This is a genomic window from Psychrobacter sp. TB67 (assembly GCF_000511065.1).
Classification (GTDB): domain Bacteria; phylum Pseudomonadota; class Gammaproteobacteria; order Pseudomonadales; family Moraxellaceae; genus Psychrobacter; species Psychrobacter okhotskensis.
Genome location: NZ_AYYA01000032.1, coordinates 1 through 13311, shown reverse-complemented (window position 1 = coordinate 13311; position 13311 = coordinate 1). Strand labels below are relative to the sequence as shown.

Sequence of the window (13311 nt, the reverse complement as noted above, 5' to 3'; positions counted from 1 at the left end):
AGGTCGGTTTTGTATAAAGCGGCAATACAGCTTTAGCACTACCAATCAATAAAAAACTATTTACCCAAAAGGATCTGTATGGCAACGATTTTAACATTAGCGGGCGATGGTATCGGCCCTGAGATCATGACTCAAGCGGTTGATGTGCTCGAAGCGGTTAATAAGAAATTTGCGTTAGGTTTGACCCTTGAATCTGGATTAATTGGTGGTGTGGCGTTTGATGCCACGGGTGAACCATTGCCAGAAGAAACGCTACAACGTGCGCGTGCAGCAGATGCGGTGTTATTGGGTGCGGTGGGTGGTCCTAAGTGGGATGGTATTGAGCGTAGCAAACGTCCTGAGCGTGGTTTACTTAAAATTCGTAGTGAGCTGGGTTTATTTGCCAATCTGCGCGTAGCCAAACTTTATCCGCAGCTTGTTAATGCCTCAAGTATCAAGCCTGAGATTATCTCAGGTCTGGATCTACTGATTGTCCGTGAATTGACGGGCGGTATTTATTTCGGTGAGCCACGCGGTATCCGAACCTTAGAGAACGGCGAGCAACAAGGCTATAACACCATGGTGTATAGCACCAGTGAGATTCAGCGTATCGGTAAGGTTGCTTTTGAATTGGCAAAAACACGCGCACAGGCTGCAGGTACGCCAGCCAAGGTTTGCTCAATCGATAAAGCCAATGTCTTAGAAGTCACTGAGCTGTGGAAGCAGACGATGATTGAGATGCAGCAAGCGGATTATAATGACGTAGCGTTATCGCATATGTATGCTGACAATGCTTGTATGCAGCTGATTAAAGATCCTAAGCAGTTTGATGTCATGGTGACGGGCAACATGTTCGGCGATATCTTGTCTGATGAAGCCGCTATGTTAACGGGCTCTATCGGTATGCTACCGTCTGCCAGTCTTGATGCTGCCGGTAAGGGTATGTATGAGCCGTGTCATGGTTCAGCGCCCGATATTGCTGGCCAAGACAAAGCCAATCCCTTGGCAACGATATTGTCTGTGGCGATGATGCTACGCTATACCTTTAAACAAGAACAAGCTGCACAAGCGATTGAGCAAGCGGTCAGTGAAGTGCTCGATGATGGCTTACGTACCCTTGATATCTTGGACAGCACTGAGGCAGGCTTGAAGCAAGTAGGCTGTCAAGAAATGGGTCAAGCAGTATTGGCTAAACTGGTATAAATAAACTGCGCTAATAGCTCCTTTACAATATATTTTAATCGTCTGATTTTTCTACTAAAACCCATAAATTGCTCAGCAGTTTATGGGTTTTTTATGCGCCGACGATTCGACATTACTGATGAGAACAATTCAGTCGTAAAATTCAGGATGCGGCACTTACAATACTGATCAGGCAGGCGTTGCATTAACACAGACACCGTAGGATAAGGCGTTTAGTAACACAAAGCCGTTATATGCTCACAACGGAATATGGCAATATTGGTAACTTCCAAATAAGCAGTAATAATGTTATTCCTCCAAAGACTGCTCATTAGCAATGTAAACGATAGATGTAAATAGTGGGTAAGAATAATAAGTACTAATAACGAAATTTCTAGAGCGTGTCCTCATTTTTAGCCTATTTATTTCAGATTGAGGACACGCTTTAATAAAACAAAAAATAATTTTAGGAGCATTACATGTATCAATTGACAAAAATAAGCACTGCGTTATTGGCGATTGGTTTATCAACCACTGTTTTCATAGGTCAAAGCGTAGCAGCAACCACTGAAAATATGACAGCGACCGATGAAAGCACGGCAGCAACCCCTGAAGATACGCAGGCAACCAATGAGACTACGACGACGAATACTGCTAATGTCCCTAACCAAGTCGCCACCAACAGAGATATCATCAACGGAGCTATTCCCAACAAACCTAACCCGAACATGCTTGGTAAGGCCGTGATAGATGATGCTACTGATATGAGTCCAGTGACCAATGGGGTTAGCCAAAAGCTGACGGGCAACAGTAAGACCGCCGTATCGCTGAATAAATTTTTACCCACGATTAAGTACAGTACAGAAAATCTGCCAGCGACTGCTCAAAAAGTGAATGCAGCCAATTGGCAGGCGGGGGCAGATATCGATCGTAATACGGGCACAAAGTTGCAAGCATTATTAAATTGGCAGCACAGCGGCGTTGGTCCTGTGGATGGCTATTGGGGTAAAAACACCCGTAAAGCCATGCAAGCGTTCCAAAAAGCCAAGGGCTTGACGGTCACAGAGACATTAAATAACGAAACGTGGCAAGCATTAACCAAAAACGACAAACTGCTGGCGCAACCCGTATTGGTCAGCTATCAGTTGAGCGAGGCGGATGTCAATATCAAAACCACGACCATTCCAGCAGCAGCAAAAGAAAAAGCAAAGCTCGAGGGGATGTATTACGAAAGCGTGATAGAAGGACTGGCGGAAAAATTCCATATCAGTGAAAAGTATCTTAAAGCGCTTAATCCCAATGCCAGTTTTAGTGCTGGCGAAACCATCATCGTCTACAATCCGGGTAATCCGAACACCAAGGCTGTCAGCCGCGTGGTCGCTGATAGAACGACTGAAACGCTCTACGCTTACGATGCGCAAGACAATTTGGTCGCCAGCTATCCAACCACCGTAGGCAGCACGGCAACGCCATCGCCCACAGGCACGCACACCGTAGCAGTCAAGGTGCATGAGCCTAATTATACTTATACTGCTGATGATGGTAGTAAGGCGATTATTCCACCTGGCCCTAACAACCCTGTAGGAATGGTATGGATTGGACTAAGCAAGCCCTCGTATGGTATCCACGGTTCGCCAGACCCTGCTCGTATCAGTCGCCAAGCCTCGGCAGGTTGCGTACGTTTGACCAACTGGGACGCGTTAGCGCTGCTAGGCGTCATTCAAAATGGGGCAACCGTAACATTTAAATAACGGTTCAGTATTAGGGCGTGTCTTCAATTCAAGCGCTTGTATCTATATGGGCTAAAAATGGCTAAATTTTGCCAAACATCGTCAAATAGCTGATTAATATCCCAATATTATTTGCGCTATTTTCCTCGTTTGACGGCAATTTATCTCATTTTTATGAGCATTTTTAAAATGAGGACACGTCCTAGTAAATCTTAAAAGCCGGACAAAAAAATACCGCTGTTGAATAGCGGTATTTTTTTATGATAAAAACCAATAACTAGCATATGATAGGCAATAATGAGTAGGTTAGCAATATCATTATTATTATCCGTTAAACCACTCAAGAATTTATATCAGTGCAAACCGTTTATTAATAAAACGTCTCGATACAAATGCCGTTATAACCATTCTAGGAAATAATAATTTAGTTTTTGCCACGATAAGTGATACGACCTTTAGATAAATCATAAGGTGTCATTTCGACCTTCACTTTATCACCCGTCAAGATACGAATGTAATGCTTGCGCATCTTACCTGAGATGTGTGCAATGATTTCGTGTCCGTTTTCTAAACGAACTTTAAACAATGTATTTGGAAGGGTGTCAATGACTTCGCCTTCAAATTCAATAATCTCGTCTTTTGCCATAATTTGTATCAATCAATTAAAAATAAGCCGATATTATACGTAAGTTTGCTGATTAAAGCAATACAGCCCTAGGTTTTTACTTGACAGTCTGTAACTGTTATGTATGTCCATTGAAGTTCATTCAGTCGGGCAAATTTAGCCAAATGGGCGTTAAAGGGGCGTTAGGTAATAGCTGCTGAAAGCGTTCAGGATAGTAGGCGTTAATAAAATACAAGCCATCACCAGAGGCGGTAGGCGGTGCAATGGTACGGTCTTTTTTGGCTAAAATATTTAAAAAATCGCTTGGCTCTAAGTCATGTCTCCCAATAGCATATAATGTGCCCATCAAGTTACGCACCATGTGATGCAAAAAACCATCTGCTTGGATATCAAAAACAATAAACTGACCATGAGCAAATAACCTAGCATGGCTAACGGTACGTACCGGCTGATTAGACTGACAAGCCGCCGCGCGGTAGCTGCTAAAATCGTGAGTACCGACGATATCGGCAGCCGCCAATTGCATCGCCGCCAAGTCGAGTGGCTCATAGATATGCGTTACTTGATGATTTAAAATAGCAGGGCGCTGTGCTTGATTGAGGGTGATATAACGATAACGGCGGGCAATGGCACCGAAACGCGCATGGAAGTCCGCTGGCATCGGTTGAATCCAGCGCAGGGCGATGTCATCAGGCAACAAGCTATTGACGCCGCGCAACCAGTTTTGCGTAGGCCGATAAGCATGGGTAGTAAAATGGGCAATCATATTGCTGGCATGCACACTGGCATCGGTACGACCAGCGGCAATCACTTCTACCGGTTCATTGGCGACCTTACTGATGGCAGTCTCTAGCGCTTGTTGGACACCGAGCACTTCTCGTTGACGTTGCCAGCCATGGTAATGAGTACCCAAAAACTCAACTGCAATCGCTAAGGTATAAATGGGTGAATCGTCAGACGCTATATGCTTAATCTCAGTCATGGTGTGTTCAAAATATATACAGTTGAGTAGGAGGTAGTGGTCTGTTAGCGTTTTTTAATGGTTGTACCAGCTTGGGTGACATTATTCAGCCAGCGCTGTCGACGCCTTGCAGGACTGTCATAGCGCAGCAGCAGCCATAATAAGCGAGCATAAATAGCGGGGATCGTTAAGCGCCCGCCGGCTATTACATGATAATCATACTGCCAACTACCAGCAGCGTAACTATCGCTCACCCCGCCAAAGGGCGATTGGCTGGCACAGATCACCATGTGGCCGCGCTCATAAGCCAGTTGTAGAGCAGCTGCCAGCGCGTCCGAATAGGGGACATTGCCTGCGCCAAATCCTAGTAGCATAATGCCAGAGGGTGGCTGCGACAATAATGCTTGTAGCTGATTGCTCATCACCTCGGTGTCATTAGGCAAACAGTATAAAGCATGGATGCGCACCTGCTCAGCGCGACCTTGAATAGCATCAATTATATCGTATTGGTCATCAAGCCAATGCTGTCGCCGCGTGTCTGGTAATGCTCTTATATAACTATTGGCAGGATAAGCGGCTCGAGAATGTCCGGTAAATGCCATTAGATCATGACTGTGTATCTTTTGCACCGTTTGTGCTGGCCATGACTCACCACCAAAGCAAATTTTAATGCCTGATTCGCCAGCCGCTGCGAGTTTTAAGGCGTCAGTCAGATTGTCCCATGCGTCACTATTGGCATCGACACTATAGTCATGCAACACTTCACTGTCTAGTAACGGGCGCATACTGCCAGTCACAACGATACTAATATCGCTACCGGCGAACGCTTCTGCTAAAAACGCCCCTAAATAACTTAAGGTGTCAGTACCAGTGATTAAGACAAAGCGTCTGTTACCTTGTGCATAGGCGCTTAATAGGAGTGTATAAAAATGTACAAAGTTGCTAGGAGTCAATTGGCTGCTGTCTTTAATTAATGCATTGTCAAGCCATGAAATCTTAGGTAGATGGCTCGCATTATCTTGCTTAGCCAACAGTTGTTGCAATGTAGGCAAAAATATTTCAGCAGATAAAGGTGCTAAGGGTCGTCCGTAGCTACCAAAAGTACCACCAGCATAAATGAGGTGAATAGGGTCGGATAAGTTTTTTGTCATAACAGAGGATGGCATAGTATGGACGCAGTCAATGAATGTGAAAAAAAGAGAGGAAAGCTTAGGAATGATAGGTAGTATGATAATAGATATTATAAAGGTTAAATGCAAAAAAAATCAGCAAGTATTTATTCTAAATGATATAGAAAATACTTGCTGATACGAGAAGAGGTTATTGACTATGCGGTGCGGTCGAGTAGCACTTGAGCTTGCTGCTGCTGTTCGCTAGTACCTTGAGTGATGACTTCATTTAGCAAACGTTTGGCACTATCATATTCACCCAACTGTAAGTATTGACCAGCTAGATCTAAAGTGACTTGATTGCTATCCAAGGTTTTAACAAAGTCAAAGTCTGCGGCGAAACGTGAAGAGAAGTCTTCAGTTATTTCGACCTGATTGTCAGTAACAATCTCACTGTCTAGCGCGCTTAAGTCAGGTTCAGCTTCAACGGGTGTCGCTGCCGTTGGTGCATCTGCTAGCGAGTCAAAGTCAAAATCATCACCTATCAAAGTATTGTCATCGAACATCAATGGCATAGTAGGTGTAATGCTAGACTCTTCACGAGTATTTTCTACGTTATTATCATCGAGCTGAAACTCTTCAGAACTATTGTCTTCAAAGATGCTGTCTTCAAAGCTGTCACTTTCAAGGTCATTGTCTTTAAAGTTGTTCTCTTCAAGGACAAAATCACCAAGATCATTATCTTCCACAAGAGCAGGTTGTTCACTCTCTAAGACATCATCGGTAGGCAGTGATTCATCGATGTCATCTAACGATAAGGTAAGGTCATCTTCGCTATTTTGAGGTGCATCTATAGTGGCTTCATTAGTCGCTTGCTCAGCATCTGCCTCCACAGCAGTCTCTAAGTCTGCAAAATCTAAGACAAAGTCTTCATCTTCTAGCGTGATGTCTTCAGACGCGCTATCAATAACAGCGGCATTGACAGAAGGCTCGGTATTATTATCGGCTTGTGCAGGCACATCAAGGCCAAAGTCGAAGTCGCTGATATCATCGTCTTGAATAGTAGGCGTAGCATTGCTAGCGTCTAGAGCCAGATTTTCTTCTTCAGCGATATCGACCTGACTGACCGGCATAATACTAGTAGCAGTTGGCTCGTCAACATCATCTTCTAAGTCACTAAGTGTTAGCTCAAAGGTGTCATCGACGTTTTCAGTGGTAGCGCTGACATCATTAAAATCATCAGATACTGCGGGTTTTTCAGTAGGCGTATCGAGTAAAGAAATCGCACTATCTTCGGAAGAAACGGTATCTTGGACAGTAGGTGTATTATTGACTTGGCTGGCAGGTAAGTCAAAATCTAAACTTTCAAAGTCAGTATTTTGAGTATCTTGCGCCGCGACTGCATGTTGTGCTACTTGATTCTGCTCTTCAACTAGCAAGGCTTTTAGTTCGTCAGCTTGTGCAATGCTTTTTGCATCACTATGACTTTTGATACCGTCATAAACTCTATAAAAGTCATCTGTTTGATTGATGGTCGCGTATATACCCAGCAGCTTAAGTGATAGCTGGCTGTCATTGGGTTTTTCTATGAGACCACGATTGAGGGTTTCGATGGCTTTGTCGTAGCGCTGTTGATCGATAAAACGCTGAGCAACCGACAGATTATCAAACTTGCCTTCGTTACTCGCGTTTTGCTGCGTAGGACGATGCTGATTGGCTCCAGAAGTGGTTGCTGGGGCATTGGCTGCCAAGTTTTTACCAGCCTGTATAGGCGCGCGTGCCGATGGTTTTTGCGCTTTATTTTTGCGCATTACCAAGACAGCTATTAGTAAAATAAGCACCAGTCCGGCGATGATATATAGCATATTGTCCATAGTTACTCCCACGCCTACGATCACTGTTTGCAGTACACTGCGCTGATCAGTCAGGCAATTATTGATTGCGTAATTTTTTGAGACGAGCTTGAAGCTCCGCCAGTTTTTGGTTTTGTAATTGCAGTTTTCTAGTATAGCTGTCGAGTGTACTGTTGGTTTTTGACAGGCGCTGCGCTTGTGATGCCGCTTTCTGCCTAGAGGCTTTGAGCGTCGCTAAAGTTTCTGTACTGAGACCATTACCCGTGGTGGTTGCTGCTTTGGCTTGAGTCCCATCGGCGTTGCCATTTTTATTGGCATCGTGACCGGGCGCGAGTACAGAAAAGCGCGCTGTTGGCAATGTCTGAGTATTAGTAATGGCTGGCTTCTCAGGATTTTTGGCTGCTTGAGTTGTCTTAGATGGTTGCTCAGGCGCTGTCTTAGGCATTATTTTTGCCGCTGGTTTTGCTGCCGCTATTTCCTTACCGCTAGGGGTGTTTGCGCTCATTCGATATCGTCTTTGAGCATCAATAGCCGCTTCTAGATTTTGCTGTGATGGCACAACCTCATAGTCGGGTAAGCTCAGCTTAGCGTCTGCTTTGAGTTGATCTGCGTCTTTATTGATAAAAGCATTCGGGTTTTGGGCCTGAATCTGTTTCATGACCGTTTGAACGTCTAGATTGTTTTTCTGAGCAACCTGCTGGGCAATGACCCACAAACTATCGTTACGCTGTACTTGATAGTCAACTGGCGTGCTACTAGCGTTGTTAGTTCCTGTACCATTTGTAGCTGCGACATTGCTATTTACTGTTGGCGTAGCTGAAGCAATCTCGCTAGAGGGGATATGGCTTGGCGCTGTAGTAATAGCGTTGCTAGTATTTGCCGCGGGTATAGCTGCAGCGTTTGCAGCATTGTTACTTGGTAGCGGCGATGTAGACGAGTTGACCATGATGCCATTATTGCTCTTATTACTAGGCTGTATCTGTCTTGTGATTTGAATATTCAGAATATCGAACTGTTTGTCAGTGATTTCAGCCGTCGTCTCATTATTTACCGCGACATTGTTAGCCATTACTTTATTAGCCATTACTTTATTAGCGATTACTTTGTTTTCGGTAGAATTGTTAGCTGCCTTGACTATAGCGCTGGTATCGTTACCACTAGCAGCCGTTGTCATAACGCTGTTGTCAGTATTTGCACGACCATTGTCCAAATGACTGACCGACTCACGGCTATTATCATTAGCGCCAACCAAAGCAACGCTATCATTGATACTAAAACTGCCATTCAAACGGCCATTATCCAAGCGGCTAGGGGCATAAACAGGGCTATTGCTTTGTAGCGTAGACGCAGTATTTTCCGGCAAGTTTGGCGTAACGGTTGGGGCTTGAATAGAGGTTTGAGCAGTGCGCACAGGCATTTTAGCCGCTGACAATGTTGTTGCAGTTGCTTTTGTTAATTCTGTTGCTTTAGGTGTTGATATCAGTGGTGGCGGCGCACCTCTTCTAACCGTCAACGGTTTGGCATTGGTGGCTGACACGACAGGTAAATTAGGTTTTTTTGCCCCTGTCACGATGTTTTTGGCGGCTTTAATCGGTACGCTCTCATCAAGAGGCATGAGTAATGTCTTAGGAATGACATTACGTTGACCCCCGTCATTAATGGCTAAGACCACATCGGCAAAAGGCTTAGAGACGGGCTGCGTGGTATTGATCAAAACCTGACCGCTGGTCGCTGATGTTGGTCTAAAGCTAACCGTCATCGAATCTGTTGGCGTCAGCCCCATTTGTTGATAAATAACAGGATTGGCCAAGCTGGCTGAAAAGTCGGCGGCTTTAATATCAGTGACCACAATGCTGGCAGTCAAGGGTTCGTGCTGTGCAGAGGTGACAACAGTCTTACCGATCGTTGCTGCTTGCGCGCTAGAAGATATAGCCACATAGCCTATGGAATAAAGTAACGCCATCGACACCGCACAATTTACAGTAGTCAAGCGATGAGATAAATGACAAGACATGTGCAGCCCTTAGAATGTGAGTTACCTGTGCTGTTATAACAAAATACGGTTTAGTTTACCAGTTTATTTCATAGACGTTGTTTTTTAGTAGCTACTGTACAGTAATGCTGACTGATAATATTTTAAGTAAAGAATATTATTTCACTTTTTTATCAAGGAGCATCGCATCGCCATAGCTAAAAAAGCGATATTCAGCTTGGATAGCATGTTGATACGCTTGTTCGATAGCGCCCTTACCTGAAAATGCTGATACAAGCATCAATAGTGTGGACTTGGGCAAGTGAAAATTCGTCAGCAGTCGGTCTATGACGCCAAACTTAAAGCCAGGATATATAAAAATATCGGTGTCGCCTGACCAGCTAGAAAGCGCGTTGCCGTCAACTGCCGTTTTTTGATACGCAGTTTCAAGGACACGCGTCACCGTTGTACCAATAGCGATGACTTGCTTGCCATTCGCATGGGTTTGATTAATAAGATCGGCGGTTGGTTGTGGCAGATGTGCGTATTCGCTGTGCATGGTGTGGTTGAGTAAGTTATCCGTTTTAACAGGAGCAAAAGTACCCGCGCCAACGTGCAAGGTAACAAACGCTGTATGAATGCCTTTTGCCGAAAGCCTATTTAATACTGTCTCATCAAAATGTAGGCTGGCTGTGGGTGCGGCGACGCTGGCAAGCTTGGCTGGATCATGAAAGACCGTTTGATAACGCGTATTGTCTGTGTCATCAGCATGACGCTCAAAGTAGGGCGGAATGGGCAACTCACCATAAAGCTCTAAATGAGGCAGAATAGACGCATCAAAGGCTAAAATAAACAAATTGTCTTGGCGACCAATCATCACGCAGCCCATGTGACCATCAGCGAGCGCTAATCGCTGCCCCAGTTTTGGCGCTTTACTGGCTTTGACATGGCAAAGGGCCACATGCTCTCTAATAACTGGTTGCTCGTCCGTCGTCACTAAGTGCAGAGTCGCTATATCCAAATCCGAGAGTTCAATCAAACGCTCAATCAATACCTCCACCTTGCCGCCGGTATCCTTTTGACCAAACAAGCGCGCTTTCATGACTTTGGTATCGTTAAATACGATCAAATCGCCCGCATTTAACAAATCAGGTAATTGCGCAAATAAACGATCCTCTACTGGACTGACCTTATCATTACTGTCGGCAGGCAGGTATAACAATTTTGAGGCTGAACGCTCTGACAACGGGTAACGAGCAATCAAGCTATCTGGCAGCTCATAATCGTAATCATCTACGCTCAAATAGTTTAAGCTATCATTGTTTCCATCAATATGAATGGCAGTATTACTATCGGCAACTACAGGGTGAGAATTGGTCATAATCAGTCTTTGAAAGGATAGAATTTTGGCGTAATTGTAGCAGAAATCAGAATATGAAAGGATAATTACTAAGGCATGTCCTCAATCTAAACGTAAGCAACTAAATGTTTAACACACACTACCATTCATCTCATTTTTATCAGTATTTTTAAAATGAGGATACGCTCTAAAGGGTGATTTCGCGTAAAAGCTATTTTGGTTACCCAAATAGCCTAAGCATTTTTATCAATCATAATTAATCCTATAGTTGTTCCACCAAAGAAATATTAGGGTCTGTTGAACATTCAAATGTGGCACTGGCAGTGGCTATTTTTTAGACAATACGCAGTGAAATTTTTGACGCCTAGTCATTCTAGGTTAGATAATTTCGCCATGTATTGGCAAAAAATAGCCCTGCCCTGAAAGGCTGATACTAAAATCACCCCAAACGTTGTTGTAAACCTAGCTAAGGTCTCGACATTATCGTCGGTTTACGCCTGATTTGATAAAAGGTTTGGGACGATTTTAGCAATCAGTAGTCCTAATATTTGAATGTTCAACAGACCCTAGGTTATTCAAATAAATTTAACTGTGGTAATAATTGTGTGGCAGGGGTCAATGAAGAATAAGTCACCCCAACCAGCCTAATAGGCAGCTCGCGTGGAATGTCTAAAAACAGCTTATCTAACCAGTAGTGAGCATCTATAGCATTCACAAATGCAGTCGATAAGGTGTGTGAGCGCGTAATTTGAGTAAAGTCTGCGTATTTAATCTTCAGTGTAATGGTATAAGCAATCAATTGCTTCTTTTGCATTTGTCTAAATGCATCGTCATTTTGCTCGTAGATTTGTGCTTTTAGTTCGTCGTTATTGTTTAGATTGTCTCTAAATGTGGTCTCAGAGCCTACCGATTTATGCGTGCGCTCAGATTTGACAGGGCGCTCATCACGACCATGAGCAATGTCATGATAAAACTGGCCACGCTTACCAAACTCCTGCACCAATATAGCGGCTGGCGTGCGTCGAAGGTCGGCGCCATTGCTCACACCCATCGCATGGAGGCGCTTGGCAGTTGCTTTGCCAATACCATGAAAGCGCTCGATAGGTAGTGTACTAATAAAAGCATCAGCATCAGCTGGGGTGATAATCGCTGTACCGTTAGGCTTATTAATATCAGAAGCAATTTTGGCTAGCATCTTATTAAATGACACGCCTGCAGAGGCTGTTAATCCAGTTTGTTCTAAGATTTGCGCCCGTAACCAATTTGACCCCTGCCGTCAAATCCGTACAGTTAAACTTGGGAGATTTAATTACGCAGCTTGACGATAATAATCAAACCACACCTGTCTTGGCGATTTATAGCCCAAGCTCTTTTGAGTTCTCGTTTGGTTGTAATATAGTTCAATATATCCAATGATATCGGTAATGGCGGCAAATCTAGTTTTATAGTCTTGGTGATACACCAGCTCGTTCTTTAATATGCCCCAGAAGCTTTCTATGGGTGCGTTGTCAAAGCAGTTGCCTTTAGCACTCATTGAGCCTGTAAACTGATGCTGCTTGATGATTTTGTGATAAGCGTGGCTACAGTACTGACTGCCTCTGTCAGAATGCACAATCAGCCCTTTGCCTGGTCGTCTGTTCTTGATTGCCATATTTAGTGCACGACAGACTAAATCAGCAGTCATGCGTTTATTAATGGCGTAGCCAACCAGCTCTTTGGTGTATAGATCTTTGACCCCTGCTAAGTACAGCCAGCCCTCATTTGTCCAGATATAAGTAATGTCACTGACCCAAGACTCATTAGGACGCTTGGCATCAAACTGCTGATCGAGCACGTTTGGATAAACCAGCTTGTTGTGATTAGAGTCGGTGGTCACTTTAAAGCGCTTATGACGTCGGCATTTGATGCCGTGCTCTTCTTTGATGCGTCTCACCATGTATAGGCTAATGTCATGGCCTCGCTCACTTAGATGCGCATGCAGACGCTCATATCCATAGCGCTCCTTTGTTTCACTGTGCGCGGCTTTAACCAGCAGCTCAGACTGGTTGCGATGTATCTGTTGATCGCTGATATCACGACTCAGCCAGTCGTAGTAGCTAGAATGCTTAACCTTTAGTACACGGCACATAGCTGTGATACTAAATATCTGCTGGTTATCCTTAATAAAGGCGTACTTTACTAACTGTTTTTCGCGAAGTACGCCGTGGCCTTTTTTAATATCTCTCGCTCCTCCTCGGCAACTTTAAGTTGTCGCTTGAGCTGCTTTATTTCTTGAAGCGCTGTCATAAGATCAGGATCATATTGTTCTGTGCCGATAAGCTTGCCTTGATTGGCTTTGTTATGCCAATTTGATAGCGTTTGCATGGCAATGCCAAGCTGCTTTGCGGTAGCCGAGATATTGCCATTATTGTCTGATATCTTCTTGACAGCTTCTGCTTTAAATTCGTCACTGTAGGTTCTTACTTTCTTGGTCATGATAAACTCCGATTAATACGCTTAGTTTACCAAGTTTATCTCTACGGTTTCTTCAGCATAGCTCA

At 44.1% G+C, this 13311-nt stretch carries 10 protein-coding genes and 1 pseudogene; 2 read left to right on the top strand and 9 right to left on the bottom strand.

From position 1 onward, the window contains the following. Positions 1-78: 78 nt before the first annotated feature. Both leuB and W293_RS0104905 read left to right on the top strand, forming a co-directional pair. On the top strand, positions 79-1182 hold the full coding sequence (gene leuB / locus W293_RS0104910; RefSeq protein ID WP_025651388.1) for a 3-isopropylmalate dehydrogenase: 1104 nt from the start codon (positions 79-81) through the stop codon (positions 1180-1182). Between the two features lie 458 nt (positions 1183-1640). Then, positions 1641-2912 (top strand): L,D-transpeptidase family protein, encoded by a 1272-nt coding sequence (locus W293_RS0104905; protein WP_025651387.1) that lies wholly within the window; start codon positions 1641-1643, stop codon positions 2910-2912. A 403-nt stretch (positions 2913-3315) separates the two neighbouring features. Here the strand turns inward: W293_RS0104905 and infA are convergent, their stop codons facing one another. The 9 genes and pseudogenes from infA to W293_RS0104860 all read right to left on the bottom strand — a co-directional run bounded on the left by infA (position 3316) and on the right by W293_RS0104860 (position 13246). Continuing rightward, positions 3316-3537, bottom strand: a complete 222-nt coding sequence (infA, locus tag W293_RS0104900) for a translation initiation factor IF-1 (RefSeq protein WP_010199824.1) — start codon at positions 3535-3537, stop codon at positions 3316-3318. Between the two features lie 121 nt (positions 3538-3658). Then, positions 3659-4498 (bottom strand): tRNA pseudouridine(38-40) synthase TruA, encoded by an 840-nt coding sequence (truA, locus tag W293_RS0104895; RefSeq protein ID WP_037025074.1) that lies wholly within the window; start codon positions 4496-4498, stop codon positions 3659-3661. 44 nt (positions 4499-4542) lie between these two features. Then, positions 4543-5628, bottom strand: coding sequence for an asparaginase (locus tag W293_RS0104890; protein WP_025651385.1), 1086 nt, complete (start codon positions 5626-5628; stop codon positions 4543-4545). A 176-nt stretch (positions 5629-5804) separates the two neighbouring features. Beyond that, positions 5805-7460 carry a FimV/HubP family polar landmark protein gene (locus W293_RS0104880; RefSeq protein WP_025651384.1) on the bottom strand — a complete coding sequence of 552 codons (1656 nt, stop codon included), beginning with the start codon at positions 7458-7460 and terminating at the stop codon, positions 5805-5807. Positions 7461-7518: 58 nt separating this feature from the next. Beyond that, positions 7519-9453 carry a FimV family protein gene (locus W293_RS0104875; RefSeq protein ID WP_025651383.1) on the bottom strand — a complete coding sequence of 645 codons (1935 nt, stop codon included), beginning with the start codon at positions 9451-9453 and terminating at the stop codon, positions 7519-7521. A gap of 136 nt (positions 9454-9589) precedes the next feature. Beyond that, positions 9590-10792, bottom strand: coding sequence for a tRNA preQ1(34) S-adenosylmethionine ribosyltransferase-isomerase QueA (gene queA / locus W293_RS0104870; RefSeq protein ID WP_025651382.1), 1203 nt, complete (start codon positions 10790-10792; stop codon positions 9590-9592). Positions 10793-11342: 550 nt separating this feature from the next. Next, on the bottom strand, positions 11343-11822 hold the full coding sequence (locus tag W293_RS0104865) for a hypothetical protein (protein ID WP_264673010.1): 480 nt from the start codon (positions 11820-11822) through the stop codon (positions 11343-11345). 3 nt (positions 11823-11825) lie between these two features. Beyond that, positions 11826-12020, bottom strand: a pseudogene (locus tag W293_RS17510) (DNA polymerase IV); the annotation flags it as partial. A 60-nt stretch (positions 12021-12080) separates the two neighbouring features. After that, positions 12081-13246 (bottom strand): IS3 family transposase gene (locus W293_RS0104860; RefSeq protein WP_156915601.1). Its coding sequence is split into 2 segments (ribosomal slippage): positions 12081-12988 and positions 12988-13246, totalling 1167 coding nucleotides; the frame shifts between segments, so codons are not numbered across the junction. Positions 13247-13311: the final 65 nt, after the last annotated feature.